Annotated in this window: 23 protein-coding genes, 1 tRNA gene and 1 pseudogene; 13 read left to right on the top strand and 12 right to left on the bottom strand. The window is 68.2% G+C overall.

Annotated elements, in window-relative coordinates:
* Window positions 1-104: 104 nt before the first annotated feature.
* Both ACIPK3_RS00655 and ACIPK3_RS00650 read left to right on the top strand, forming a co-directional pair.
* On the top strand, window positions 105-1,115 hold the full coding sequence (locus ACIPK3_RS00655) for an SEC-C metal-binding domain-containing protein (RefSeq protein ID WP_402565299.1): 1,011 nt from the start codon (window positions 105-107) through the stop codon (window positions 1,113-1,115).
* Window positions 1,116-1,346: 231 nt separating this feature from the next.
* Window positions 1,347-1,751 carry a very short patch repair endonuclease gene (locus ACIPK3_RS00650; RefSeq protein ID WP_402566827.1) on the top strand — a complete coding sequence of 135 codons (405 nt, stop codon included), beginning with the start codon at window positions 1,347-1,349 and terminating at the stop codon, window positions 1,749-1,751.
* Between the two features lie 179 nt (window positions 1,752-1,930).
* Here ACIPK3_RS00650 and ACIPK3_RS00645 read toward each other — a convergent pair whose 3' ends face one another.
* Window positions 1,931-2,119, bottom strand: a complete 189-nt coding sequence (locus ACIPK3_RS00645) for a hypothetical protein (RefSeq protein WP_402565297.1) — start codon at window positions 2,117-2,119, stop codon at window positions 1,931-1,933.
* Window positions 2,120-2,506: 387 nt separating this feature from the next.
* Between ACIPK3_RS00645 and ACIPK3_RS00640 the strand changes: the two genes are divergently transcribed.
* The 3 genes from ACIPK3_RS00640 to ACIPK3_RS00630 are packed head-to-tail and all read left to right on the top strand — an operon-like array spanning window position 2,507 to window position 6,452.
* Window positions 2,507-4,582, top strand: a complete 2,076-nt coding sequence (locus ACIPK3_RS00640; RefSeq protein ID WP_402565295.1) for a helix-turn-helix domain-containing protein — start codon at window positions 2,507-2,509, stop codon at window positions 4,580-4,582.
* The gene (locus ACIPK3_RS00635) at window positions 4,579-5,553 is read left to right on the top strand and encodes a hypothetical protein (protein WP_402565293.1); all 975 of its coding nucleotides are present in this window, start codon (window positions 4,579-4,581) and stop codon (window positions 5,551-5,553) included. Before ACIPK3_RS00640 ends, ACIPK3_RS00635 begins: the two co-directional genes overlap by 4 nt.
* Window positions 5,554-5,555: 2 nt before the next feature.
* Window positions 5,556-6,452 (top strand): DUF6339 family protein, encoded by an 897-nt coding sequence (locus ACIPK3_RS00630; protein WP_402566826.1) that lies wholly within the window; start codon window positions 5,556-5,558, stop codon window positions 6,450-6,452.
* Here ACIPK3_RS00630 and ACIPK3_RS00625 read toward each other — a convergent pair.
* Window positions 6,442-7,617: a DNA cytosine methyltransferase gene (locus ACIPK3_RS00625; protein WP_402565291.1), complete on the bottom strand. Its 1,176-nt coding sequence runs from the start codon at window positions 7,615-7,617 to the stop codon at window positions 6,442-6,444. The genes ACIPK3_RS00630 and ACIPK3_RS00625 overlap by 11 nt on opposite strands.
* A gap of 26 nt (window positions 7,618-7,643) precedes the next feature.
* Window positions 7,644-8,645 (bottom strand): DNA cytosine methyltransferase, encoded by a 1,002-nt coding sequence (locus ACIPK3_RS00620; RefSeq protein WP_402565289.1) that lies wholly within the window; start codon window positions 8,643-8,645, stop codon window positions 7,644-7,646.
* Window positions 8,646-9,146: 501 nt separating this feature from the next.
* Between ACIPK3_RS00620 and ACIPK3_RS00615 the strand changes: the two genes are divergently transcribed.
* A complete protein-coding gene (locus ACIPK3_RS00615; protein WP_402565287.1) occupies window positions 9,147-9,449 on the top strand; it encodes a hypothetical protein in 303 nt (100 codons plus the stop codon).
* A 276-nt stretch (window positions 9,450-9,725) separates the two neighbouring features.
* Here the strand turns inward: ACIPK3_RS00615 and ACIPK3_RS00610 are convergent, their stop codons facing one another.
* Window positions 9,726-10,679, bottom strand: a complete 954-nt coding sequence (locus tag ACIPK3_RS00610) for a GlxA family transcriptional regulator (RefSeq protein WP_402565285.1) — start codon at window positions 10,677-10,679, stop codon at window positions 9,726-9,728.
* A 99-nt stretch (window positions 10,680-10,778) separates the two neighbouring features.
* On the opposite strand from ACIPK3_RS00610, the gene ACIPK3_RS00605 reads away from it, so the two are divergent.
* Window positions 10,779-11,240, top strand: a complete 462-nt coding sequence (locus tag ACIPK3_RS00605; protein ID WP_402565283.1) for a hypothetical protein — start codon at window positions 10,779-10,781, stop codon at window positions 11,238-11,240.
* A 9-nt stretch (window positions 11,241-11,249) separates the two neighbouring features.
* Here the strand turns inward: ACIPK3_RS00605 and ACIPK3_RS00600 are convergent, their stop codons facing one another.
* Both ACIPK3_RS00600 and ACIPK3_RS00595 read right to left on the bottom strand, forming a co-directional pair.
* A complete protein-coding gene (locus ACIPK3_RS00600) occupies window positions 11,250-12,701 on the bottom strand; it encodes an MFS transporter (protein ID WP_402565281.1) in 1,452 nt (483 codons plus the stop codon).
* A gap of 60 nt (window positions 12,702-12,761) precedes the next feature.
* Window positions 12,762-14,102 (bottom strand): DUF445 domain-containing protein, encoded by a 1,341-nt coding sequence (locus tag ACIPK3_RS00595; RefSeq protein WP_402565279.1) that lies wholly within the window; start codon window positions 14,100-14,102, stop codon window positions 12,762-12,764.
* Window positions 14,103-14,308: 206 nt separating this feature from the next.
* Here ACIPK3_RS00595 and ACIPK3_RS00590 point away from each other — a divergent pair, with 206 nt between their 5' ends.
* Window positions 14,309-15,640: an SGNH/GDSL hydrolase family protein gene (locus tag ACIPK3_RS00590; protein ID WP_402565277.1), complete on the top strand. Its 1,332-nt coding sequence runs from the start codon at window positions 14,309-14,311 to the stop codon at window positions 15,638-15,640.
* Between the two features lie 51 nt (window positions 15,641-15,691).
* Here the strand turns inward: ACIPK3_RS00590 and ACIPK3_RS00585 are convergent, their stop codons facing one another.
* The 4 genes from ACIPK3_RS00585 to ACIPK3_RS00570 all read right to left on the bottom strand — a co-directional run bounded on the left by ACIPK3_RS00585 (window position 15,692) and on the right by ACIPK3_RS00570 (window position 19,197).
* The gene (locus tag ACIPK3_RS00585; RefSeq protein ID WP_402565275.1) at window positions 15,692-16,498 is read right to left on the bottom strand and encodes a DUF1707 domain-containing protein; all 807 of its coding nucleotides are present in this window, start codon (window positions 16,496-16,498) and stop codon (window positions 15,692-15,694) included.
* A 42-nt stretch (window positions 16,499-16,540) separates the two neighbouring features.
* Window positions 16,541-17,536, bottom strand: coding sequence for an ATP-binding cassette domain-containing protein (locus tag ACIPK3_RS00580; RefSeq protein WP_402565273.1), 996 nt, complete (start codon window positions 17,534-17,536; stop codon window positions 16,541-16,543).
* 7 nt (window positions 17,537-17,543) lie between these two features.
* Complete coding sequence (locus tag ACIPK3_RS00575) at window positions 17,544-18,308, bottom strand: ABC transporter permease (protein ID WP_402566825.1); 765 nt, start codon at window positions 18,306-18,308, stop codon at window positions 17,544-17,546.
* An 88-nt stretch (window positions 18,309-18,396) separates the two neighbouring features.
* On the bottom strand, window positions 18,397-19,197 hold the full coding sequence (locus ACIPK3_RS00570) for an ABC transporter permease (RefSeq protein ID WP_402565271.1): 801 nt from the start codon (window positions 19,195-19,197) through the stop codon (window positions 18,397-18,399).
* Between the two features lie 986 nt (window positions 19,198-20,183).
* Here ACIPK3_RS00570 and ACIPK3_RS00565 point away from each other — a divergent pair.
* Window positions 20,184-22,652, top strand: a complete 2,469-nt coding sequence (locus ACIPK3_RS00565; protein ID WP_402566824.1) for a transglycosylase domain-containing protein — start codon at window positions 20,184-20,186, stop codon at window positions 22,650-22,652.
* An 86-nt stretch (window positions 22,653-22,738) separates the two neighbouring features.
* Here the strand turns inward: ACIPK3_RS00565 and ACIPK3_RS00560 are convergent, their stop codons facing one another.
* Both ACIPK3_RS00560 and ACIPK3_RS00555 read right to left on the bottom strand, forming a co-directional pair.
* Window positions 22,739-23,041 (bottom strand): GroES family chaperonin, encoded by a 303-nt coding sequence (locus ACIPK3_RS00560; protein ID WP_402566823.1) that lies wholly within the window; start codon window positions 23,039-23,041, stop codon window positions 22,739-22,741.
* Window positions 23,042-23,136: 95 nt separating this feature from the next.
* Window positions 23,137-23,466: a DUF3618 domain-containing protein gene (locus ACIPK3_RS00555; RefSeq protein ID WP_402565270.1), complete on the bottom strand. Its 330-nt coding sequence runs from the start codon at window positions 23,464-23,466 to the stop codon at window positions 23,137-23,139.
* Between the two features lie 93 nt (window positions 23,467-23,559).
* On the opposite strand from ACIPK3_RS00555, the gene bcp reads away from it, so the two are divergent.
* The 4 genes and pseudogenes from bcp (at window position 23,560) to ACIPK3_RS00535 (ending at window position 25,123) form a co-directional block, all read left to right on the top strand.
* Entirely contained in the window at window positions 23,560-24,027 is a 468-nt protein-coding gene (gene bcp, locus ACIPK3_RS00550; RefSeq protein ID WP_402565268.1) for a thioredoxin-dependent thiol peroxidase, read from the top strand.
* Between the two features lie 135 nt (window positions 24,028-24,162).
* Window positions 24,163-24,816, top strand: coding sequence for an HNH endonuclease signature motif containing protein (locus ACIPK3_RS00545; protein WP_402565267.1), 654 nt, complete (start codon window positions 24,163-24,165; stop codon window positions 24,814-24,816).
* 19 nt (window positions 24,817-24,835) lie between these two features.
* Window positions 24,836-25,033 (top strand): annotated as a pseudogene (locus ACIPK3_RS00540) (HNH endonuclease); the annotation flags it as partial.
* Window positions 25,034-25,049: 16 nt separating this feature from the next.
* Window positions 25,050-25,123 (top strand) — tRNA-Leu (locus ACIPK3_RS00535).
* Window positions 25,124-25,176: the final 53 nt, after the last annotated feature.

Here is a 25,176-nt window from a genome sequence, read left to right as displayed (position 1 = left end):
ACAGGAACACCCCCTCACAGGCCGACCGCACGATAGAACCCGCGACGCCAAGTCACCAGAGCCAGGCACCCACGTCGAGGCCGGTCGGCAGTACGGTGTCCCCCATGCGCCCCGACACGCCTGCCGAGAACGTCGACCACACCGCCGAAGCGGCACGCCTGGAGCGGACCGCCGGCCTGTATCCCGAGGACGCCGAGGCCCTGTTGCTCCAGTCCGCGGCCCACCTGGAACTGTCCGGTGACCGCCCCGCCGCGACCGCGCTCTACGACCGTCTGCTCTCCTCCCCCGACGGCCTGGAGAACCCCCACCTGGTACGGGCCCTGAAGGCCTCGAACCTCTGGGAGTACGGCCACGAGGCCGAGGCCCGCGCGATCATCGACGGAGTCCGCGCGTCCGCCCCCCGGGACCCCGCCCCCTGGGTGATCGTGGCCGAGGCCCTGGAGTCCCACGACGAACTGGAGGCGGCACAGGAGACGTTCACGGAGGCGGCGACCCTGCTCCTCACCGACGCCCCGGAAACCCCCTTCGCCACCCACCCCGTCCTCTTCGGCCGCCACCGCGTCCGCCGCATGCTGGGCCTGCCGCACGACGCCTGGGACACCCTGGCGGACACCCTGCACGCCTCACCGGTACCGCTGGACGAACTGCACGACCCCAAGCGGGTGTGGTCCCTCGGCTCGGACAACCCGGCCGAACTGAAGGCCGAGATCTCCCGCCTCCGAGCGGAACTCGGCACCTACCGCACGGCCCTCTCCCGCCCCTTCCCGGTCGCCGTCCTGCACTGGTCGGAAACCGAACTGACCGAACTGACCGGTTCGTACCCCTCGCTCGCGGCCGAGTACCCCTCCCACGAGCAACACCTGTCGACCATAGAGACCTCCCTGCGCGAACTGGCCTCCTCAGGCACCCCCAACCTCGGCATCGTGACCGGCACAGTCCCCTCCTACGAAGCCTTCGCCGCCTCAGAAGGCTCGTCCCCCCAGGACACCTCCCTGCTCCCGCAGTACGCGACAACACTGGCGGCCCGGGGGCGGGCTGCGGCTTGGCCGCCGCAGCGGGGGGCGGGGTGTTGGTGCGGGTCGGGGCGGGTCTACGAAGAGTGCCACGGCGGGTGACGAGCAGGCAGCGCTCCGCCCGCCCCAGCAACAAGTGATTCTGCCCTGCTTCAGCTTGGTCAGCGGCGGCACGCCCGCCGCTGACACTTCTACGAGTGAGTGCGGCGCCGACCGAATGCCTCAGGCCCAGGACTCCAGGTGAATACCGCCCGCCCACCACAATTTCGAGCACGCCGGCAGAATGCTCCTGTGTCGGATGCCATCCCCTCCTCCCCCGCCGTGTCCGCCCGCATGAGTCGACAAGGCTCCCGTGACACGGCACCCGAGATCGCAGTCCGTCGCCTCCTGCACGCTGCCGGCCTGCGCTACCGAGTGAACATGCGCGTCCCCGGCATGTCCCGCCGCACGATCGACATCGCCTTCACCAAGACCAAGATCGCCGTCTTCCTGGATGGCTGCTTCTGGCACGGCTGCCCCGAACACGCGACCCGACCCAAGGCGAACGCCGAATGGTGGCGCACCAAGCTGGACAGGAACATGGCTCGCGACCGCGAGACGACCGCACACCTAACAGCCGAGGGGTGGACCGTCCTGCGATTCTGGGAGCACGAGCCTGCGGAACGGATCGCCCTGTCCGTGGCTCAAGCCAGGAGGGACGCCGGAAACCACAAGCGCCAAGACCCCAGCCGGACTTGAAGCCACATGCCATCCGATTCACCGAACGCGTCGCTCGACGATTCGACGTTTGCCAGACGGCGACGAACGTAGCCAGTCGCCAGCCCCACCCAAGGTGGCAAATTAGCACAAGCAAACAATCTTCCATCGAATCACCTCACCCGGCAATATCGATGGAAGACAGGCATTGCTACAGCAAATCAGGAGTGCTCACCTGAAGCGGAACCCTCGTCGTCGAAACCGTCGGGAACGTCGCTGACGCCAAGGCTGATCTCGTCCGAACCCGACGCGACCCGCGCGATGGTGGCCGATCCGCTGATGATGAACTCCACCGAGAAGGACTTGCCCGCAGGGAACTCCGCAAAGATCTGACGGCGCTTCGGATGCACGGAACCTCCATGATTCCAGGGTCGGTCGGGCGACCGAGGGATTGAACTGTGAGGACGGAGCCGTCGCGGCACTGACGGGCAACCCCGACACGGGGTGCGGAAAGCAGCCGCGCGACCCGCGTGACACTGACGCGCTGAACTGTAGGAGGGACACCTCGAGACCCGCGGGGTGACGATTTTGCATCGTAGCAGCCCAACCGGCCTTGCGTAGAACAGAAATGCGAGAACAAGGGCCTGCACGGCCGTCGTTGACCCATGCTAGGGTGCCACACCGCACCCGATTACTCCACTCGGGTGACTCCAATATGCACCATATGTCCGATACACCTTAAGGGAAGTTAACTCGATCAGCATCGATTAACTTTCACCTTGGCGGGGAGGGGGATCATGAAGGACTTCAACGAGTGGCTCGGTGACATGCTGGTCCAGCGGGGCATGAGCCAGAAGAGGCTCGCCGAACTCACTGGAGTCACGGGGGCCGCCGTGAACGGATGGGTCAACGGTCGATCCGAGCCGCGCTACGAGAAGATCGCGGCCATCGCCGCGGCCCTGGACGTCGACATAGAGGACGCGGTCAGCCGTCGGACGCCGCTGGCTGCGTCCAACGACGTCAAGTGGGTCTTCAGGGTGGCACCCGAGGATGGCGGTCGTGAGGGTGGGAACGCGGCTACATTCGCCTTCTCACCGAGCCTGGACGTGCTGGCGCGCGAGGCGACCCAGAACAGTCTGGACGAGCAACTTCCCGGCTCCGCACCCGTAATCGTCCGATACACACTGCACGAGCTGACCGGTCGCCACCTCCAGGACTTCATGACGGCCCTCGACTGGGATTCGATCGAGAGGCACATTTCTGCGGCCGCAGACGTACGGCAAAAAGTGGGGCGGGTGCTGCGCGACGGACTTCAGGAACTGGAGCGGACGGAGCGACTCGTCCTGCTCAGGGTGGACGACTACAACGCGACCGGGCTGACCGGGCCAGAATTCGACGACGGGCGATTCGCGCGTGTCGTCCGCCGAACCCTGGACAGCGGGAAGGCAGGTTCACAGGGTGGTTCGTACGGCCTCGGAAAGGCCGCGCTGTGGGCCACCAGTAGGTTCGGCCTGGTCCTGGTGAACAGCACCTTGTCGGTGGCCGAAGGCGGACGAACGCAGCGCCGCATGGCCGGACGGCTCGAACTCCCTTGGCACACGCTCGACAACGTCGAATACGCCGGGCCGGGTTGGTTCGGCATTGTCGCCCCCGAACGTCAGAACACGGCACAGTCCTGGTGGGGCGACGAACAGGCAGCGGTGTCCCTCCATCTGGAACGCTACGACCAGGCTCCCGGTACGAGCTTCCTGGTCGTCGGCGCCTACGACGGATCGGGTGAGACCGAGGACCTCGAGGACATGCACGAGCGCTTGGTGTCCAGCCTCGCGCGGAACTTCTGGGCCTCGATGGTCGGCGGTAGGCAGGAAGAGGCCAAGTTGCGTGCCTCGGTGGCGGCCTACCGGAACGGACAGGCCGTGAGAGCTGAGGAGTTCATCGACCCGCATGCCCACCAGCCCGCACGCTCACGAGCAGTTCAAGCATTCCTCGACGGAGAGACGGTCGAGGAACTGACCGAACGCAACCAGGTGTTGCAGACCACGGTTCCTCTGGAGCTGCGCCGGCGCAAGGACGATCTCAGGGCCGGGGACCCTGGAGTCCACGACGCCGTGCTACTCATCACTCCGTCCGACGACGACGACAAAGACGAACAACCCGACAGTATCGCCTACATGCGCGCAACCCGCATGGTGGTGAAGTACAAAAGAGTCGGTGACCTCCCGCTCGGGCACCGCCCTTTCCAGGCCGTGCTGCTCGCTGGAACAGCAACACGCAGCGGGACACCGGACGCCGAAGCCGCCGAGCAACTTCTGCGCACCGCCGAACCGCCGGATCACAACGACTGGGAAGGCACCGAAGACCTCACGGCGACATACGAACGCGGCGCTCGCCAGAGGATCATAGATTTCAAGAGGACTGCGGAACAGCGGATTCGAGAGCTTCTCCGCAGTCAGACCGACGAGGCATCTCAGGAGGAAGGGCCGGAAGTTCTCCGCGAGTTGCTCCGGCTTGATCCGCCCAAGGTGGGACGCACGCAGGGTTTTCCCACCGTGAAGGCCATCAGCGGAAGCATCGATGGTACCGGGGCATGGGATGTCACGGTCACGGTGAGGCTGCCCGGCCGAGATGAGCCATGGGTGCTCGCGGCCGTCCCTCGATTCCTCACACGTTCCTCCGGCCCTGTCAGTGTCGCGTGGCAGAAGCTAGTTCCGCTGGATGGCTGTGAGTTGACACCGCACGGAAATCTTGCTTTTCGCGATGGAGCGACTCAAGGCAAATTTCGCGGAGTGACCGACAGCTCCAGTCACCCAGTGTCTGCAGCCATGTCGCAGGTGATGGTCGACATACGCCGAGCAAAGGAGGAACTCTCGTGAAGTCGGTCTTCCCGTATCAAGTACTCGGCAGTGACGTAACTCTCCGTATCGAGAGGCTTTTTGTCGACAACAAGCCGATCAGGCTGGAGAGAATCAATGATCGCGCTCAAGTCGTGGCTCTCGACGACCTCGACGAAACCACCCAGAAGTGGGCCGAGGTAAGGCTCAGCGTCACCGTTGGCACCGACGGCGCAGAGCTAGTGGCCGGCCCATGGGAGAACCTCAAATGCGTTGCCATCCTGACCAACCGGCGGACCAACGTCTACCAGGCTTTCCCCTTGCTCCCAAAGGGTGACGGAAAATGGGGTGGCGATGTCGAGTTGAGGCGCGACGAACACGTGGGGCGCAGTCAGGTGACAGCCGGCATCGTGGCCACGGTCGAGGACGTTGAAGGGCGGATCATCGGTGTCCCGGAAGCAGCATGGGACATTGACTTCGAAACCAAGGTGCCCGCTTCTGAGCGCTCCATGAAGATTCGGTGGATCGACTTCACGGAGCACGATCACCTCAAGGAGTACCGCGACGACCCCTGGCTGGTCGATTCGGAAGCAGGGGAACCCGTGCTCCTCCTCAACTCCTCGGTGGACGGGCTTCGCGGCGTGCTGGAAAACGCATCGACCGCCGAGCAGAAGCTCGTACGCGAAATCATGGCCTCCCAAGTCGCTTCTGAGGCGTGGAGCGCCATGTTCAATGCTGCAATCTACGCCTGTGACATGGCCGAGGGCGAACCTCAGTGGCCTGGCGGGTGGCACGAGGATGTACTCCGACGCATGGTCCCGGATCTGTACCCGGAGCTCTCGCCCGACGAGGCGCTGATCGCTTTGGTTCAGGCCCGTGCCGAGGGCGAGAACGGTACTGACCTGCAACGGCGCTTGATGCATGGCTCCGGAGTGCAGTCCCGCAAACCCAGAAAGGTATCAACCGCTCTGCGCGACCTGCGCCGCATGGCGAACAAGAGGGAGGCTCTGTGACCATGGGTAGCAGGATCGAAGTTCCCGAGAAAATGGGGAGGATCCCCGATTCCGTTGCCAACAAGGTGCTGACCCCAAGCGTCGTCAACGGTGCCCCACTGCCGCAGGCGACGCTGATCAGCAACTCCGTTGATCCTCTTGACGATTCGCCCCGTTGGAGCACCGACGAGCTGCGCTCGCTCGTGGATGAGGCGATGGAGCGATTCGCATCCGAGCGTCCAACGGTGTCGGATGCATGGCTCGCCCCCCGCCTCCACTACACCCTGCGGTTGACTCGCGCCGAAGCCGCCGACTCGAGCCTGTGGAACTTCATCGCGCTTCGAGTCGCCCCGGACTACGTGCGTTGGCGATGGGGCCAGGAGAAGAACGGTCGAGTCGCGGTGGGACAGGCTGCACGGTTCAGCGGCCGATGGGACATTCAGTGCTTCTCTCGCCTCTGGTGGGCCGCCGAACTCTTTCGCGACGGTGAGGACTATCGTCCAGTGGTCACCGCCTGCAGCAACCAGGACGTACTCAACACGGCTCTTCGCCTGGACATGAACAACCACCGCCCGACTGCCCAGGCCCTGATCGAACTTCTTGAGAAAGGCATGGTGAGGACCGGACGGGACGTCAACGGTCTCGTGAAGGCGGCCGGGTCCGCCGGCAGCACATTGGTCTACGAAGTGATCGCACCGGACGAGCCCAGGGACTACGAAGCTCTGAGGCAGTGGATTGAATCCGTGGAATCAGATCCCGTCTGGAACCCGACAAGTCTTCCTCAAGGACCCGTTGACGGCAGTGTTCCATTTCGTTCCGTGCAACGACTGACCGACTGGTTCGAGCGACTCTTCGAGACGGCGCCGGTGCGCGGCAAAGAACCGGGGGAAGAGGATGACGAGAGGTCCATCAGCCCCTGAGTGCCCTGTACACCATTCCTGCCAGGGCTCTGGACAGGCCGACTGGCACCGCGTTCCCGATCTGCCTACCGATTTGAATCTTGCTGCCACTCCATTTGAAGCCGGGCGGGAATCCCTGGATGAGGGCTGCCTCATAGTGAGTGATCGGACGATGCTCTCGCGGGTGGAGATACCGCCCCTTTTCGGGCTTGTAGAATTCGGTCCTGATTGTCACTGAAGGCCGATCCCAATACATCCGCCCCATCACATCGTGAGAGCCCGTCCTGTGGGCCAACCACTTCTCCGTGGAAAGTTCCGGAGGGAGGTCGTGACGATTTCCGCCCTCCGGAATTGCCCTGTAACGCATCTTCGACAGCTCAGTCGGGTTCCGACCGAAGTGCAGGTCCGTCGTAAGAAAGGCTCCGGGAAGAGTGGTCTTCAGCGGATCACAGGTCCTGCCTTCGGGAAGTTCCGTCGTGAGTGTCTCTCCAGGTGTACGGTCAAAGATCTCCGGACCCACTGCAACCCACTTCTCCGGCCCTGCTCCGGGAAGAAACTCGCCGGCTTTCTTGACATGGGTCGGCGCAGGATAGTCCAAGGTGGCCAAGTCCTTGAGATCGCGACGCACAGCCACAACAATGGCGCGGCGTCTGGCCTGCGGCACTCCGTAGTCTGCTGCATTCAGAACGGAATGCCGTACCACCATGTAGTCCCGCAGCATCCCGTCGGGCTTTTCGGTCGCGGCATGCAGCAGAGCAAACTCAGGCGATCGCAGAAAGCGATCGACATTCTCGACAATAAAAAGCTTCGGCTTGATCTCATTTACGACTCGCGCATACTCCTGCCACAACTTGTTACGCGGATCACTCTCATCCTCCTTCCCGAGCCCGGAAAATCCTTGGCAAGGTGGTCCGCCGAGGATCACCTCCGCTTGAACTTCATGCGCATCGGGCTGCCAGTCCTCGATGTCCTTCGCATGGATATGACCGACACCACCCGCCTCGTCCGCAAAATTCAGAGCGTAAGTACTGGCGGCGGCAACGTCATGCTCCACGGCTGCCACGGTGCGGAAAACAGACGAATCGATACCATTCGGTCGAAATTCGTGGAATCCTTGAGTGAAGCCACCGCAACCAGCAAAAAGATCAACGATGTTGATGGGGGCTGTGTGTTGGGTGGCGTTCATGTGGCCAGATCTTAGCCACCGGTCAGCTACTGAGGCGAGCCGGAGCCGGAGCCCCGGAGTGCTGCCGCGATCCGGCTGCCGACCGCTGCAGCGAGCGGCGGAGGAACCGCTTGTCCGACCTGGCGGTAGCCTCGCGTCTTCCTGCCGGCGATCTGCCAGTCGGTGGGGAAACCCTGGAGCAGCGCGGTCTGGGCCAAGGTCAATGCCGGCAGATCATTCCTCTCGCCTCCCCACGCCCACCCGTCCTGCGGTCCCGGCAGCTCGTCGGCAAGAGTGCCACCGTTGATGCCGATCTTCTCCCAGACAGCCTTGGCGCGTTCAGGACCGAGATCCGGGCCCCCTCTCTTGTCCGAGCCGCCGACGAGCGTCGGCGCCACGATCTCGGCCTGCTGAGCCCATTCCCGGGCATGCGGCCAACCGCGACTCGCCATCGACGGATAAAGAACGCCGCCGACGTGCAACGAGGGCTCGGACGGCGGCGTCGGCCAAGCGAAACCTTCGGCGTACGGCTCGCGCAACGCGACGAAGAACCCGTGCGGTCGGTTCTGCGGAACACCGAAGTCCTTGGCGTTCAAAACAGCGGCGAAGAGGCGGAACCCGAGATGCGCCAACTCATCCTCGATCTCGGACCGGACCTCGGCAAACTCTTCCTTGTTCACCAGGCCAGGCACATTCTCGAGGAGCACGGCACGCGGCCGGACCACTCCCACCAAATAGAGTGCGGCCTTGACAAGATCCCTCTCGGGGTGGTCATCCCTGCGGTTGATCGTGGCCATCGACTTCACTCGGGGTGTACCGGCGGACAGCAGGTCGACGTCGTAGGTCTCGGGGTATCGATCCGGGTCGAAGTTCTTCAGGTCCTCCTCCACCAGATTCCACTCGGGACGATTGGCGAAAAGTGTCGCGAGAGCCTTCTCGTCCGTGTCCAGAAGCGCAACGGGCGAAAACCCTGCAGACTCCAGACCGAGAGCGAGCCCTCCGGCGCCAGCACAGATCTCGAGCGAAGTGAAAGAGGCAGAGGGCAACATTCGGCTCCTTTGTCAGGGACACTCAATCCCAATGTACGCCAAGTCGCGCCGGCGGATGAGGAATCAGCGCCACACGGCGGGCCCGAGCGATCCAACCCTCCTGCCGACCCGTCCCGGTTGTTGCCGCGGACTGTTCACGTCGAGCCGGCATCGCTGCGCCGCCACAGCGCCCGTACAGGTCTGGCCAGTCAAGTCCTCCGGCCCAGTGCCGAGCTCACGAGAACTGAGTGGATGTCCGCCAGGGCTGCGCCCACCTCGTCCTCGTCGGCCAGGGCCTCCACCCTCTGGAAGCGTCTCGTCGATCTCGGGCACGCGGACGAGAGCGGCGAGTGTCTCGAACTCGCTGTTTGGGCAGTACTTTTCGAACGAGATCGACTCTCGCACGGCGAGGGACGAGTGCGTAGCGTCCTCGTTTGCACTGATCACCAAAGCCCTCGCTTTCTGGAGCGGCGCTCAGGAATGAGGTTTGATACGACCCGACCAAGACACAAGGAGGCACACATGGCCCGCATCCCCAGTTCGGCGATCGCCGCGAGCGGACTCGTGGGTGGTTATGGGGTTGCCCGGTGGAGCAAGAAGCGGCCGCTGGGCGGAGTTGTGCTGGCTGCCGCCGGGGTCGCGGCGGGGCGGCGGTGGCGGGAGGAGGCCGGGGGGAAGGCCGCGGGGGCGCTCGGGGTGGCGTACGTCGCCGCCTTCGCCGGGTCGCATCCGCTGGCCAGGAAGGTCGGTGCCTGGCCGGCCGTGTTCGGGGTGGCCGGGGCGGTGGCTCTGGCTTCCTGGGCTGTTGTCGACCGTAAGAGTTAGTGAGCGCTACTGAGTGCCCCCGCCGACGGTAAGCGTCAGGGGGCGCTTTTGAATGCCCTCCGCCGACCGCAAGCGTCAGTGAGCGCCCGAACGCCCTACGCCAACCGCAAGCGTTAGTGCGTGCCTCCGAACGCCCTCCCCCGACCGCACGCGTCATCAGTGGGCGCCTCCGAACGCCCTCCCCCGACCGCACGCGTCAGTGGGCGCCTCCGAACGCCCTCCCCCGACCGCACGCGTCAGTGGGCGCCTCCGAACGCCCTCCCCCGACCGCACGCGTCAGTGGGCGCCTCTGAACGCCCTCCGGTAGGCCTGGGGGCTTGTTCCCACGACCTTTCGGAAGCGGTCGCGGAAGGCGGTCGGGGAGCCGAAGCCTGTTCGGGTGGCGATGTGTTCCACGGGGTGAGTGGTGTTCTCCAGCAGGTACTGCGCCCTGCGCACCCGCGTCCGGTGCAGCCACTGGAGGGGTGTCGTGCCGGTCTGTTCGCGAAAGCGGCGGTTCAGGGTGCGGGTGCTCATGCCCGCGCGGGACGCGATCTCGTCCAGGGTGAGGTCCCGCGCGCACTGGTCCTCCAGCCAGGCCAGGAGCGGCTCCAGGGTCGCGCCGGCCGGGGCCGCTGGCAGGGCGTGCGGGATGAACTGGGCCTGGCCGCCCTCGCGTTCCAGGGGCATGACGCACATCCGGGCCGTCTGCGCGGCGACCGCCGAGCCGTGGTCGCGGCGGATCATGTGCAGGCACATGTCCATCGCGGCGGCCGCGCCCGCCGAGGTGAGGAACTGGCCGTTGTCGACGTAGAGGACGTTCGGGTCGACCGCCACCTCGGGGTACGTCTCCGCCAGGGCCCGCGCCGCCGTCCAGTGTGTCGTCGCCCGCAGGCCGTTCAGCAGGCCCGTCGCCGCCAGCGCGAACGCGCCGACGCAGATCGACGCGATACGTGTGCCGTTCGCCGCCGCCGTGCGCAGCGCCCGGGTGACCTCGGGGGCCGGGGGGATCCTGGGGTCGGCCACGCCCGGGACGATGACCGTACCGGCCTCCGTCAGGGCGTCCAGTCCGTGGTGCGCCCGTACCGTGAACGCCCCGGCCGCCGCCGTCACCTCCGCCGTCGGCGCGCAGACCCGTACCCGGTACGGCTCGCTGCCGTCGGGCAGTCTGGTCCAGCCGAAGGTGTCGATCGCCGCCGTGAGGTCGAAGGGGATCACCTGGTCCAGCGCCAGTACCGCAACCGTGTGCATGCGCCGAAGGTAGAGCATCGCGGTGCCGTGGCGAGAATCCGTTGCCTCATGGCAGTCCTGCCACTTCTGGCTTGATCCACGGCCGCCTACCGTCACCCCGTGACCAAGTTCCTCCTCGCCGTCCACGTCCTCGCCGCGATCGTCGCCATCGGGCCCGTCACGGTCGCCGCCAGCATGTTTCCGCCCGCCGCCCGGCGGGCCCTGGCCGAGCCCGGTGATCCCCGGGCGGCGGAGGCCCTCGGTGTGCTGTACCGGATATGCCGGGTCTACGGCGTGGTCGGCGTCGTCGTTCCCGCCTTCGGGTTCGCCACCGCGAGCGGGATGGGGGTGCTCGGCAGCGCCTGGCTGATCGTGTCGATCGTGCTCACGGCGCTTGCCGCGGTCGTCCTGGCCGCGCTGGTGCTGCCCCGGCAGAGTGCTCTCGTGGACGGTCTCGCCGACGGCGGCGGCACACGGGAGGCCACCGCACGGCTCGCCATGTTCACCGGACTGTTCAACCTGCTGTGGGCCGCGGTGACCGTCCTGATGATCGTGCGGCCCGGGTCCACCACCGGGGCATGACGTCGGTTTCTAGGCCGCCGACAGCGGCGTTGCGATGTCCTCCAGGGAGCGCCGCTCCGCCTTCACCGCCAGGAACGCCGCCACCAGGCCCGCCGCGCACATCAGGGCCGCGCCGATCTGGAAGGCGAGGACCGTGTCGCCGACCTTGCCGGTCTCGGTGAGGTCGGCGAACAGCAGGGGGCCGCTGATGCCGCCGGCGGCGGTGCCGAGGGCGTAGAAGAAGGCGATGGACATGGCCCTGGTCTCCATCGGGAAGATCTCGGAGACGGTCAGGTAGGCGCTGGACGCGCCCGCCGAGGCGAAGAAGAGGACCACGCACCAGCAGGCGGTCAGGGTGACCGCGTTCAGCGAGCCCCGGCCGAACAGCCACGCCGTGCCGAACAGGAGCACGCCCGAGAGGATGTACGTTCCCGAGATCATCACCCGCCGGCCCACCGTGTCGAACAGCTTGCCCAGCAGCAGCGGGCCGAAGAAGTTGCCGACCGCGATGACCGCGAAGTAGTAGCCGGTGTGGCCCGCGGGAATGTCGAAGAACTTGGTCAGGATGGCGCCGAAGCCGAAGGTGATCGCGTTGTAGAGGAAGGCCTGGCCGATGAAGAGCGAGAAGCCGAGGACGGCCCGTCGGCGGTAGTCGGAGAACACGGTGCGGGCGATCTCCAGGAAGCTCACGCTTCCCCGCTGGTGGATGACGAGTTCCCGGTCGGGCACCGGGAGCGGCTTGCCCGTCTGCGACTCGATGCGCTGTTCGATCGAGGCGACGATCTCCTCCGCCTCCCGCTCCCTGCCGTGGATCAGCAGCCAGCGTGGGCTTTCCGGGACGCTGCGCCGTACGAGGAGGATCACCAGGCCGAGGACGACGCCCAGGGCGAACGTCAGCCGCCAGCCGACGTTCGCGGGCAGGAAGTCCGTGTTCAGCGCCACGACCGACAGGAGCGAGCCGCCGACCGCGCCCACCCAGAAGCTGCCGTTGATGATCAGGTCGACGCGGCCGCGGTGGTAGGCAGGGATCAGTTCGTCGATGGCGGAGTTGATGGCCGCGTACTCGCCGCCGATGCCGAAGCCGGTCAGGAAGCGGAAGACGAGGAACCACCACGGTGCGAAGGAGACCGCGGTCAGGGCGGTGGCGGCGAGGTAGACCGCGAGGGTGATCATGAAGAGGTTCTTGCGGCCGTAGCGGTCGGTGAGGCGGCCCCAGAAGAGGGCTCCGATACAGGCGCCCGCCACGTACAGCGCGGCCGCCAGGCCGGTGACCTGGGCCGATGAGATCGACAGCCCGCTGCCCGGTTCGGACAGCCGGCCCGCGATGTTGCCGACGACCGTGACTTCGAGGCCGTCCAGGATCCAGACCGTGCCGAGGCCGATCACGATCGACCAGTGCCAGCGCGACCAGGGCAGCCGGTCGAGCCGGGCGGGGATGCTGGTGGTGATGGTCCGGCCGGTCGCGGCCTCCGCTGTGGCCATGGGCCCCCTCCTCGTCGAGGTGTCCCCCGTCGAGTCGTCAAGTGCCCCGGTCCGGCGTGGCTATGCCCCGAGCCCCCGCGAGACAGCGTAGATCAACAGGCCCGCCAGCGAGCCGACGACCGTGCCGTTGATCCGGATGAATTGCAGGTCGCGGCCGATGTGGGCCTCGATCTTGCGGGTGGTGTGCTCGGCGTCCCAGCCGGCCACGGTGTCGGTGATCAGGGAAGTGATCTCGGCGCGGTACGTCGTCACGACGTGCACGGCCGCACCCTCGACCCAGCTGTCGACCTTGTTCTGCACCTTCGGCTCGGTGGCCATCCGGGTGCCGAGCGAGAGCAGCGAGGCGCGGACCCGCATGCGCAGCTCGCTGTGCTCGTCCTCGGCGGCCGAGACGATCATGGACCGTACGGCGGTCCAGGCGGACGCGATCAGGTCCTGGACCTCGCCGCGGCCCAGCACGTCCGCCTTCAGGCGCTCGACCCGGGCGCGGGTGTCCGTGTCGGACTGGAGGTCGGTGGCGAAGTCGGTGAGGAAGCGGTCGAGGGCGCCGCGGGCCGGGTGGGAGGGCATGTCGCGGATCTCGGTGCAGAAGCGCAGCAGTTCCTTGTAGACGCGCTCGCCGACCTTTCTGTCGACGAAGCGCGGGGTCCAGCCGGGGGCGCCGCCCTGTACGGCGTCCATGACCTGGTCGTCGTGCAGCACGAGCCAGTCGTGGGCGCGGCCGACGACGAGGTCGACGACCCGTTTGTGGCCGCTGTCGGCGACGATCCGCTCCAGCAGTTTGCCGAGGCCGGGGGCGATCTCGCGGGTGTTGGCCCGGCGGGTGATCGCCTCGCCGACCACCGCCTGGACGTCGGAGTCCCGCATGACGGTGAGGGCGCCGCGCAGGGCCGTGGCCAGCTCGGCGGTGACCCGGTCCGCGTGTTCCGGTTCGGCCAGCCAGGTTCCCAGGCGGCTGCCGATGCCGACGGCGCGCAGTCGCTGCCGTACGACGTCCTCGGAGAGGAAGTTCTCGCCGACGAACTCGCCGAGCGAGACACCGAGCTGGTCCTTCTTGGTGGGGATGATCGCGGTGTGCGGGATGGGCAGGCCGAGGGGGTGGCGGAAGAGGGCGGTGACCGCGAACCAGTCGGCCAGGGCACCGACCATGCCGGCCTCGGCGGCCGCGGCCACGTAGTCCGCCCAGCCGCCCGCGCCCTGCCCGGAGGCCCACTTGGCCAGGACGTACACCAGCGCCACGAGGAGCAGCAGGCCGGTCGCGGTGAGTTTCATGCGCCGTACGCCGCGCTGCCGCTCCTGGTCGGCGGGCGTGAAGGCGGTCATGGTCCGGTAGGACGCGGCACCGCCGCCCCGGGGTGCCGCCGCCGGATCCGCTGCCTTTTCGGCTTCCGTACGTTCCATTCGCTCCACCCGTTTTGCTCCACCCGGTCGGTGATCCCGCACACATTGTCCCTTCCTGACCGACTCCCGGAACGGAACAGGAGTTCCCGGCGTCTCATGGAAAGGAGCTTTTCGGCAGGGTCCTGTCAGGCGTCCCGCATCCATGGCGCATCATGGACACAACAGGTTGGAGCCCGAGCTCCCCTTCCGAGGAGAACTGAACAAGCATGACCAGGCGTCGCGGTTACGCCCTGCTCAGCGCGCTCGTCGCGCTGGTGGTGGCCCTGTCCGCCGGCATCTACGGCGCGGTGGCGGCCGACAACGGCACACCGCCCTACATCACGGCCCAGAGCCGTACCCACCATGGTTCCGCCGCTCCCGCCTCCGCGGGCGACTGGGTGAGCGCCTGGTCCGCCTCCCCGGCGGGCGCCGAACCCGGCACCGAGACGAACGGCCTGGCGGGCCAGTCGATCCGCAACGTGGTGCACGTGGCCGTGGGCGGTACGAGCGCCCGCATCACACTGTCCAATCTCTACGGCCAGTCGCCGCTGACCATCACCCACGCCTCGATCGCGGTCGCGGCCGGCGACAACACGGCGGTGGCCGAGGCCCGGACCATGCGCCGGCTCAGCTTCGGCGGCGCCGCCGGAGTGGTCGTACCGGCCGGCGGCCAGATGGTGAGCGACGCCGTCCGCGTCACCGTCCGGCGCGACTCGGACATCCTCGTCACCACCTACTCCCCCACCCCGTCCGGACCCGTCACCTACCACCCGCGCGCACGGCAGGTGTCGTACATCGCGCAGGGCGACCACACCGAGGACGTGGCGGGCGGTCCGTACACCACGCGGACGCCGTACTGGCGCTATGTCACGGCCCTCGACCTGATGAGCGACGAATCGGACGGCACGGTCGTCGTGCTCGGCGACTCGATAACCGACGGAATCACCTCGACCACGGGCGCCAACCACCGCTGGACGGACGTCCTCTCGCAGCGGCTGCACAGCGCGCTCGCGGACGGCGCGGACCTGCCCCGCTACACCGTCGTCAACCAGGGCATCAGCGGCAACCAGATCCTCCGGGACGGCCTGGGCAGGCCCGCCGACAACCAGAGCGGCCTCGGCCGCTTCGGCCGGGACGTGCTCTCCCGCACGAACGTCAGGGCCGTCGTCATCGACCTCGGCATCAACGACGTCATCCGGGCGCCGCGGCTCCCCGACGCCGACCGCATCACCGACGGCCTGCGCACCCTGGTACGCCAGGCGCACGCCCGCGGCCTCAAGGTCGTCGGCGCCACCCTGATGCCCTTCGAGGGGCGCTCCCGCTGGACCCCCGCCCGCGAGGCGGTACGGCAGGAGATCAACGCCCGGATCCGCGCCGGAGAGGTCTACGACGCGGTGGCCGACTTCGACCGCGCCCTGCGCGACCCGTACGACCCGCGCAGGCTCAGCCCCGAGTACGACTCCGGCGACCACCTCCACCCCAGCGACGCCGGCTACCGCAAGATGGCCGAGGTCTTCGACCTGCGGACCCTGAAGGGTGCGGGGCAGGCAGACCTGTAGCGGACGGCGTGCCCGGCCGCGCGGCCGAGCACGCCGGGTCGTCGCGTACGGTCAGCGGCCGCGGCGTTCGTGGCGGTGCTCGCGGCGCTGCTCCCGGCGGTCGTGGCGGCGGTCCCGGTGGTTCTCCAGCATGTGGGGGCGGCCGTCGTGCGACCCGGTCCCCTCGTCCAGGGACTTCGCCGCCTTGCGCTCCAGCTTCTGCGCGCGGCGCTCCTCCTTCAGGCGCTGGCGCTCCGCCCGGGTGAGCTTGCGGTCGACGCCGACCCCGCCCCAGAAGGCGAAGCCCGTCACGATCACCCGGGGGCCGCCCGGCTCGCCCGGCACGCCCTCCTCGCGGTGGTCGAAGCCGCCCATCACGCCTATGCCGCGCACCACCACCTCGACACCGGGCGGCACGATCACCTGCATTCCGCCCATGATCGCAACGCAGTTGATCTCGACCTCACGGTCCGCGAAGTACGCCTCCCGCAGGTCGATCTCGCCGCCGCCCCAGAAGGCAAAGCAGTTGAACCGCTTCGGCACGGTCCAACGGCCCTTGCGCTCGAAGCCGGACATGACGGCGACCGCCCAGGAGGACGACCCTTCGCCACCGATGATCCGGTCGGCCCAACTGCCCTGCTCCACAGGCTCCTTGTGCAGCGAGACGGTGGGCAGGGCCACCCCGCCCGCCCCCGGCAGGTCCCGGGTGATCGGAGTCAACTCGCCGTAGGTCCGTGCCTTGTAGGTGGCCTCCAGCCGCTCCTCGAACTCCTCCATGTCGAGCCGCCCCTCCGCGAGGGCGTCCCGCAGTACCTCGGTGACTCGCTCACGGTCGGCGTCGGAGGCGCGCAGCTCCGGAGCACGGGCATCGTCGGTCATACGAATCAGCCTACGAGTTCCCGCCCCGGGGGACTACGAGGACTACGCGGTGGCCTTGTCCGCGTACATCTTCGCGATCACCGCCTCGATGTCGGGCTCCCGCACCGACAGGTCCATCAGCGGATACTCCGCCGCGATACGTGCCACCAGCGGCGCCGCCGACGCGGCCGCGGGGAAGGCCAGATACTGCCGGGGTCCTTCCACCCTGACCACCCGGGCCCCGGGCAACTCGATGGGCGGCAGCTCCCGTTCCAGGTCCACCACCAGGGTGCGTTCGCTGTCGCCCGCCTCGTGCAGCCCGGCGAGCGGACCGTCGTACATCAGCCGGCCGTGGTCGATCACCATCACCCGGGAGCACAACTGCTCGATGTCCTGGAGGTCGTGCGTGGTCAGCAGGACGGTGGTGCCCCGCTCGGTGTTCAGGTCCTTCAGGAAGCCGCGCACCTTCGCCTTGGAGATCACGTCCAGGCCGATCGTCGGCTCGTCCAGGTACAGGATCTCCGGGTCGTGCAGCAGGGCGGCCGCGATGTCACCCCGCATCCGCTGGCCGAGCGAGAGTTGCCGTACCGGCACGTCCAGCAGCTCGGCCAGCTCAAGCAGTTCGACACACCGGTCCAGGTTCTCGCGGTAACGCCGGTCCGGGATCCGGTACATGCGGTGCACCAGCCGGTACGAGTCGATCAGCGGCAGGTCCCACCACAGCGTGGTGCGCTGCCCGAACACCACACCGATCCGCTGCGCGAGGCGCACCCGCTCGCGGGACGGGTCGATCCCGGCCACGCGCAGCCGGCCGCCGCTCGGGGTCAGGATCCCCGTCAGCATCTTGATCGTCGTGGACTTGCCCGCGCCGTTCGGCCCGATGTAGCCGACCATCTCACCGCGCGCCACCCGGAAGGAGAGCCCGTCCACGGCCCGCACCTGCCGCCGCTCCCGCTTCAGGAACCCGGTCCTCCTGCGCACGTCGAAGACCTTCTCGACGCCGTCCAGCGCGATGAAGTCCGTGACGTCCGTGGCGCCCGTGACATCCGTGAGTTCCAAGAGTTCCTCAGCTCCCCGTACTCCGATAGGACCGCAGCCCGGCCCGCCAGGCCGCTCCGGACAGGGCACAGCACGCCACGGCCACCAGCGGCGGCAGGAACGCCGTCCACTCCGGCAGGCCGAGCGGACAGGGCCGCCCCAGCACATAGGACGCGGGCAGCCAGTTGACGAAGGCCAGCGGCAGCACGAACGTCACCCCGCGCACCAGGTCCGCCGCGAACACGGTGGGTGGGTACTGCAACAGCGTCGTACCGCCGTAGGTGAACGCGTTCTGCACCTCGGACGCGTCCTGCGCCACGAACTGGAAGGCCGCGCCCGCCACGAACACCGCGCAGAAGATCCCGGCGCCGCTGACCAGCATCACCGGCATCAGCAGCAGTTTGAGCGGGGTCCAGTCGACGTCCAGGACGGTGAGCGCGTAGCCGAGCACCAGCGCCCCCTGCGACACCCGGCCCAGACGGCGCAGCGCGAACCGGTCCGCCGCCATCTGGGCCAGTACCGGTGCGGGCCGGACGAGGAGGACGTCGAGGGTGCCGTCGCGCACCCGGCGGCCCAGCCGCTCCATCGAGCCGATCGCCAGGTCGGCCAGCCCGAAGGCGGTACTGGACAGCCCGTACAGGAAGGCGACCTCGGGCAGCCCGTAGCCGCCGAGCGCGTCCACCCGGGAGAACATCAGCAGGATCGTCACGAAGTCGAGGCCGGTCGCGAGGAAGCTGGCGATCGTGGTCACCACGAAGGAGGTGCGGTACGCCATCGTCGAGCGGATCCACATGGCGGCGATCAGCCGGTAGGCGCGCAGACCGTCCGCGACCCGGGCCGCCGCCCGGGTCACCGTGCCCGTGTCGGTCACCGTGCCCGTGTCAGCCACCCTGCACCACCACCCGTCGCGTCGCCGCCGACTGCATGAGTCTGCCCAGTGCCAGCAGCGCCACGGCCCACACCGCCTGGAAGGCGAAGACGCCCCACGGGTCGGCCCGGCCGAGCAGCACGTCCGCGGGGCCCTGGAGCAGCGACGACCAGGGCAGGGCCCGTACGATCTCGCCGATCGCGCCCGGGAAGACGTTCAGCGGGAGCACCATCCCGGAGCAGAAGTAGCCGGTGATCCAGGTGGCCTGCGCCACACCGCTGCCGTCCAGCAGCCAGAACGCGCTCAGCGCCACCAGGAAGCGGATGCCGAAGCCGACCAGCATCGCCAGCAGTACGGCGGCGAGGAAGGCGGCCCAGGTCGCCACGTCCGAGGGCAGCGCCACCGGGAAGAACAGGGCGCCGAACGTGAAGGGGGCCAGGCCACGGCCCAGCAGTTGGAACAGCGCCCTGCCCAAGTCGGCCGACATCCACCACAGTTGCAGATCGGCGGGACGGTAGAGGTCGATGGCGATGTCACCCGTGCGGATACGTTCCATGAGCTCGTCCTCGACACCACCGCCACCGATGGCGAGGGTGGACAGGAGGGCCTGTCCGATCCACACGTAGGTCACCGCCTGCGCCTGGTCGTATCCGCCGAGGTGCGGTTTCTCGTCCCACAGCGCCAGATACGTGTACACCAGGATCAGTCCGAACACGGTGTTGGTGAACACCCCTGCCGCGGTGGCCGTCCGATACGTGGCGTAACGTCGGAAACCCCCTGCGGCGACGGCCCCGTACAACCGGCCCGCACCCATGCCAGCCAACCTCCCGAACCGCCCGACACCGAAGCGCAGGAGCCTAGTCCGGGAACGAGGCGGCGGGCCACGCATTTTCCGCCCCGGACGCGCGGCGGAATCCGGGAACGGAACGCTTGGTGCGAGAGTCTTCATCAGGGGGCCCGGATGGCGTACGGGGACGTACGGGAACGTAAGAGGCGAAACAGGAGTCCGTGCAAGACATGAGCGACGAGCCGCAGCCGCAGCAGCCGAACCAGGGCGGCGAGCCGCCGACGGCCGGCGAGTCCGCCGCCGGATCCATGCCCGCCCAGCGCACTCCCCGGAGCCCCGGCTCCGACGACGCGAAGGCCACGGCGCCGGACGCGGACACCCCGGCCGACGCCAAAGGCCTGGTGAGGCAGCGCGAAGCCCAGGACACCGGCGCCGACGCGGCCGAGCCGGGGGCAGCCACCCCGGCGACCGCACGGGCCGCGGGAGGCCGTCAGGCCAAGGGAGCCGTGAACACCCCGGCCCGCACCGGCCGCGGCACCCCGGCCACCGACACCGACGGACCCGAGGCAGCCACCCCGGCGACCGCAGGGACCTCGGGAGGCCGTCAGGCCAAGGGAGCCGTGAACACCCCGGCCCGCACGGACCGCGGCACCCCGGCCACCGACACCGACGGACCCGAGGCAGCCACCCCGGCGACCGCGGGGACCTCGGAAGGCCGTCAGGCCAAGGGAGCCGTGAACACCCCGGCCCGCACGGACCGCAGCACCCCGGCCACCGACGACACCACCCGGCTGTCCCCCGTCAAGGAGACCCCCGGCGCCGCGGACACCACCCGGCTCGCCCCGGTCAAGGCAGCCCCCGGCGCCGCGGACACCACCCGGCTCGCCCCGGTCAAGGCAGCCCCCGGCGCCGCCGACACCACCCGGCTCGCCCCGGTCAAGGCAGCCCCCGGCGCCGCCGACACCACCCGGCTCGCCCCGGTCAAGGCAGCCCCCGGCGCCGACACCACCCGGCTGACCCCGGTCAAGTCGGCCCCCTCGGGCCCGGCCGCCCCGTCGGCCCCGGCCGGCAAGACGGACACCACCGCGACCGCCGCAGCCACCGCCGCCACCTCTGCCTCCGTTTCCGCTTCCGGCAAGAAGCCCAAGCGCCCCAAACGCACCGGCTGGCGCCGCCTCGTGCCGACCTGGCGGATGGTCCTCGGCACCTTCGTCATCGGCGTCATGCTGCTCATCGGGCTGTTCTTCCTCGGCTACTCACTGGTGCAGATCCCGTCGGCCAACGCGATGGCGGTCAAGCAGAGCAACGTCTACCTGTACGCGGACGGCTCGCAGTTGGCCCGTGACGGTGAGATCAACAGGGAGATCGTCTCCCTCGCGCAGATCTCCAAGGACGCGCAGCACGCCGTACTGGCCGCCGAGGACCGCGACTTCTACACGGAGTCGGCCATCGATCCGAAGGCGATGATCCGCGCGGGCTGGAACACCGCCACCGGCAAGGGCAAGCAGTCCGGCTCGACGATCACCCAGCAGTACGTGAAGAACTACTACCTGGCCCAGGAACAGACCGTCACCCGCAAGGTGAAGGAGTTCTTCATCTCGATCAAGCTGGACCGCACCGAGTCCAAGGACAAGATCCTGGAGGGCTACCTCAACACCAGCTACTTCGGCCGCAACGCCTACGGCATCCAGGCCGCCGCCCAGGCCTACTACGGCGTGGACGCCACCAACCTGGACCCGGCCCGCGCCGCCTACCTCGCCGCGCTGGTCAACGCGCCCAGCGAGTACGACGTCATCGCGCACCCGGAGAACAAGGCCGCGGCCGAGGCCCGCTGGAACTACGTCCTGGACGGCATGGTCAAGAAGGGCTGGCTGGGCCAGTCGGAGCGGGCCGGACTGAAGTTCCCGATGCCGAAGGAGCAGACCGTCTCCACGGGCCTGTCCGGGCAGCGCGGCTACATCGTCGAAGCGGTCAAGCACTACCTGGTCAAGAACGAGATCATCGACGCGGACGACCTGGCGGCCGGTGGCTACCGCATCACCACCACCCTCCAGAAGGGCAAGCAGAACGCCTTCGTCAAGGCGGTGAACGACCAGCTGATCGACAAACTGGACAAGAAGAACCGCAAGGTCGACAACTACGTCCGCGCGGGCGGCGCCTCGGTCGACCCGAAGACCGGCGAGGTCGTCGCGATGTACGGCGGCATCGACTACGTGAAGCAGTACACGAACGGCGCGACCCGCGGCGACTTCCAGGTCGGCTCCACCTTCAAGCCGTTCGTGTTCACCTCGGCCGTGGAGAACAGCTCCGTCACGCAGGACAGCGATCCCATCACACCGAACACCTACTACGACGGCACCAACAAGCGCCCGGTGCGCGGCTGGTCGGGCGGCCCCTACGCCCCCGAGAACGAGGACGGAAGGTCGTACGGCGAGATCACCGTGCGCGAGGCCACCGACAAGTCGGTGAACTCGGTGTACGCGCAGATGGCCGTCGACGTGGGCCCGGCGAAGGTCAAGCAGACCGCGATCAAACTGGGCATCCCGGCGAGCACCAAGGACCTCCAGCCCTATCCGTCCATCGCCCTCGGCACCGCCACCGCCAGCGTCCTCGACATGGCGGAGGCCTACGCGACCCTCGCCAACCACGGCAAGCACGGCACGTACACGATGATCAAACGGATCACCAGGAACGGCACCCAGGAGATCGAGCTTCCCTCGAAGGGGACCCGGCAGGCCGTCAGCCGTGAGGCCGCGGACACCACGACCTCGATCCTGCAGAGCGTCGTACAGACCGGTACCGCGACCGCGGCCAAGAACGCGGGCCGTCCGGCGGCGGGCAAGACCGGTACCGCCGAGGAGGACACGGCGGCCTGGTTCGCGGGCTACACCCCGGACCTGGCCACGGTGGTCTCGGTGATGGGCCAGGACCCGGACACCGCCGCCCACAAGTCGCTGTACCACGTCATGGGCCTGGACCGCATCAACGGCGGCGGGGCGCCCACCGAGATCTGGGCGCAGTACACCAGGAACGCGCTGAAGGGTAAGCCGGTCTCCGACTTCGACCTCGAACTCCAGCCGGGCGCCGAGGTCCAGGCCCCGGCGAGCCAGCGGCCGACCCGGCCCGGCACCACCGGCGACGAGGACAACGGCGGCACCACCGGTGACGAGGACGACGGCGGCACCACCGGTGACGAGGACCGGGGGCGGACCCAGGGACAGACCGCGGGCGAGGACAACGGCGGAACAGGGACGACGGAAGGCACCACCGACGGGAACGCCGACGGCGGCCCGACCCAGGGCACCGACGACGGCGGCCTGACCCAGGGCACCGGCGACGCGGGCGGCGCGGCGGGCACCACCGACGGGACCACCGCGGGCACGACCGACGGCACGACCACGGGCACGGGCACCACGGACGGCACCACGACCGGGACCACCGCGGGTCCCGGCGGCCCGCCCACCCCACCACGCCGGAGGTAACGGCCGGCCGCACGGCAGGCCGGAACGCGACGAGAGGGCCGGTGACCACAGTCACCGGCCCTCTCGTGCGCAGGTCGTACAGAGGTTCAGAGATACAGACCGGTGGAGTCCTCCGACCCCTCGAACCGGTCCGCCGCCACGGCGTGCAGATCCCGCTCGCGCATGAGCACGTACGCGGTACCGCGCACCTCCACCTCGGCCCGGTCCTCCGGGTCGTACAGGACGCGGTCGCCGGGCTCGACGGTACGCACGTTCTGTCCGACCGCGACGACCACGGCCCAGGCCAGCCGCCGCCCGACCGCCGCCGTGGCGGGGATCAGAATGCCCCCGCCCGACCGCCGCTCGCCCTCGCTGGTGTCCTGCCGCACGAGCACACGGTCGTGCAGCATGCGGATGGGCAGCTTGTCGTGCTGGCTGCTGTGCTCATTTCTGTTGACGCTCACGCCTCGAACCTACCTGCCTTTGACATGTCCGTTCGACCAGGTCAGCGCTTGCGGCGGCGGGAGCCCAGCGTGAGCAGCCCGACCACCCCGACGGCGAGGAGCGCGACCGGCACGATGCGCTCCACGCGGGGCGCGCCGTCCTCGTCCGTGAACTGGGCGCGCACCTCGCTCACCGCGCGGTTGACCTTCACGTACGCCTGCCCGAGGGTGTGGTCGATGCCGGCGGCGACCTTCGCCTTGGCATCCCCGACGATGGTCTTCGGGTGCACCCGCACCCCGATCTCGTCCAGCGTCTCGGCCAGCACCTCGCGACGGCGCTTGATGTCCGCCTCGATCTGCGCCGGGGTTCTCGTGTCCGACGTCTCCGCCACCGTACGGCCTCCGAAGTCTCCTGATGCTGTTCCGGACAGTCTGTCAGCTTCGCGGGGCGCCGCACTCTCAGGACCCCCCGTTACTCTGGTCCGATGAGCGAGCGACTCCAGCCCGGGGATGTGGCCCCGGACTTCACCCTGCCGGACGCCGACGGGAACGAGGTGTCCCTGGCCGACCGCAAGGGCCGCAAGGTCATCGTCTACTTCTACCCCGCCGCCCTCACTCCAGGCTGCACCAAGCAGGCCTGTGACTTCACGGACAACCTGGACGTCCTGGCCGGCGCGGGCTACGACGTGATCGGCATCTCCCCCGACAAGCCCGAGAAACTGGCGAAGTTCCGCGAGAAGGAGTCCCTGAAGGTCACCCTGCTCGCCGACCCGGACAAGAAGGTGCTGGAGGCGTACGGCGCCTTCGGCGAGAAGAAGCTCTACGGCAAGACGGTCGTCGGCGTCATCCGCTCCACGATGGTCGTGGACGAGGAGGGCAGGATCGAACGCGCCCTCTACAACGTCAAGGCGACCGGTCACGTGGCGAAGATCATCAAGGACCTCGGCGTCTGACGCCCCCCTCCCCGCCACCGCGGCCCGCACCGGCACCCCCGGTACGGGCCGCTTCGCGTTCCGCGTGACCGCCCGACAACCGGTTCGCTACTCCGTACGGGCCACGAACGTGTGACCGGAGACGGAGGGGAACCGATGGGGGCAAGCGCCTACACCAAGGAACGCCTGGAGGAGGCGGCTCGGGGGGCTCGGGCGTTGTCGGAGGCGCTGGAGCGGCTGGGGGTGGATCCGAAGAGTTCCACGCGTCGATACATCTGGGAGCGGATGAAGAAGCTGGGCGTGGACACGACCCATTTCGAGCGTGCGGGAGTCAGGTGGACCGAGGAGGTCCTCCAGGCGGCGGTGTCTGCCTCGACGAACATGTGCGAGTTTCTGCGTCGGCTCGGACTTGAGGTGGTCGGCGGACACCACACGCACATCAGCCGAAGGATCAAGGCGTACGGCATCGACACCTCGCACTTCCGGAGGCCGACCCGGCGGGACAGGCCGTGGCGTCCACGGACACCCGAAGCCCTGCTCGTCGAGCAGCCGCCCGACCGGGCCCGCCGCATCCAGGGCGACCGGCTCAAGCGGGCGAGGACGGCCTCGGGGATGCAGGAGCGGTGTGCCCTGTGCGGCACTGCGGCGATCCGGCAGGGCTGCCCCCTGCCGCTGGAGGTCGACCACATCGACGGCGACTGGCGCGACAACCGCATCGAGAACCTGCGGTTCCTGTGCCCCAACTGCCACTCCACGACGGACAGTTACCGAGGACGGGGCAAGCGGCGCGCCAGCGGTGGCGTCGCGTGAGCAACGGTCGGCGGTAGCAGGAGTGGCAGAGGAGTGTGCCGAATGCGGTGTCGGTCCCGAGTGGCTCGGCAGGCCCATGACGTTGGAGATCGACCACGTCAACGGGGACTGGAGCGATGACCGGCGCGAGAACCTTCGGCTACTGTGCCCGAACTGCCATGCGGTCACCACAACCTGGTGCCGAGGCGGTCAGCGACGGCATACTCTCTCCCGGTAATGTGGGACCGTGCCCAGCGTCCGTACGCCAATTGGCCGAGCGGCGACTTTTAGGTGGTCGTGTTTGTCGGTTCGAGTCCGACCGGGCGCACACAAATGAACAGAGCCCCACACCCCCTCGATGCGCGGGTGTGGGGTTCTTTC

Origin of the sequence: Streptomyces sp. NPDC086787, assembly GCF_044745865.1 — a bacterium.
In the GTDB taxonomy this organism is placed as follows: Bacteria; Actinomycetota; Actinomycetes; order Streptomycetales; family Streptomycetaceae; genus Streptomyces.
Note: the sequence above shows the minus strand (reverse complement) of the source record. Positions and strands in the feature narration are given on the sequence as shown.

Excerpts from the sequence above, each read along its gene's own strand:
- ACIPK3_RS00640 (WP_402565295.1), top strand. The coding sequence starts at position 2,507 with ATGAAGGACTTCAACGAGTGGCTCGGTGACATGCTGGTCCAGCGGGGC.
- ACIPK3_RS00610 (WP_402565285.1), bottom strand. The coding sequence starts at position 10,679 with ATGCACACGGTTGCGGTACTGGCGCTGGACCAGGTGATCCCCTTCGAC.
- ACIPK3_RS00545 (WP_402565267.1), top strand. The coding sequence starts at position 24,163 with ATGGGGGCAAGCGCCTACACCAAGGAACGCCTGGAGGAGGCGGCTCGG.
- ACIPK3_RS00655 (WP_402565299.1), top strand. The coding sequence starts at position 105 with ATGCGCCCCGACACGCCTGCCGAGAACGTCGACCACACCGCCGAAGCG.
- ACIPK3_RS00620 (WP_402565289.1), bottom strand. The coding sequence starts at position 8,645 with ATGTTGCCCTCTGCCTCTTTCACTTCGCTCGAGATCTGTGCTGGCGCC.
- ACIPK3_RS00585 (WP_402565275.1), bottom strand. The coding sequence starts at position 16,498 with ATGACCGACGATGCCCGTGCTCCGGAGCTGCGCGCCTCCGACGCCGAC.
- ACIPK3_RS00575 (WP_402566825.1), bottom strand. The coding sequence starts at position 18,308 with ATGTGGATCCGCTCGACGATGGCGTACCGCACCTCCTTCGTGGTGACC.
- ACIPK3_RS00570 (WP_402565271.1), bottom strand. The coding sequence starts at position 19,197 with ATGGGTGCGGGCCGGTTGTACGGGGCCGTCGCCGCAGGGGGTTTCCGA.
- ACIPK3_RS00625 (WP_402565291.1), bottom strand. The coding sequence starts at position 7,617 with ATGAACGCCACCCAACACACAGCCCCCATCAACATCGTTGATCTTTTT.
- bcp (WP_402565268.1), top strand. The coding sequence starts at position 23,560 with ATGAGCGAGCGACTCCAGCCCGGGGATGTGGCCCCGGACTTCACCCTG.
- ACIPK3_RS00600 (WP_402565281.1), bottom strand. The coding sequence starts at position 12,701 with ATGGCCACAGCGGAGGCCGCGACCGGCCGGACCATCACCACCAGCATC.
- ACIPK3_RS00650 (WP_402566827.1), top strand. The coding sequence starts at position 1,347 with ATGAGTCGACAAGGCTCCCGTGACACGGCACCCGAGATCGCAGTCCGT.
- ACIPK3_RS00615 (WP_402565287.1), top strand. The coding sequence starts at position 9,147 with ATGGCCCGCATCCCCAGTTCGGCGATCGCCGCGAGCGGACTCGTGGGT.
- ACIPK3_RS00595 (WP_402565279.1), bottom strand. The coding sequence starts at position 14,102 with ATGGAACGTACGGAAGCCGAAAAGGCAGCGGATCCGGCGGCGGCACCC.
- ACIPK3_RS00560 (WP_402566823.1), bottom strand. The coding sequence starts at position 23,041 with ATGCTGCACGACCGTGTGCTCGTGCGGCAGGACACCAGCGAGGGCGAG.
- ACIPK3_RS00590 (WP_402565277.1), top strand. The coding sequence starts at position 14,309 with ATGACCAGGCGTCGCGGTTACGCCCTGCTCAGCGCGCTCGTCGCGCTG.
- ACIPK3_RS00630 (WP_402566826.1), top strand. The coding sequence starts at position 5,556 with ATGGGTAGCAGGATCGAAGTTCCCGAGAAAATGGGGAGGATCCCCGAT.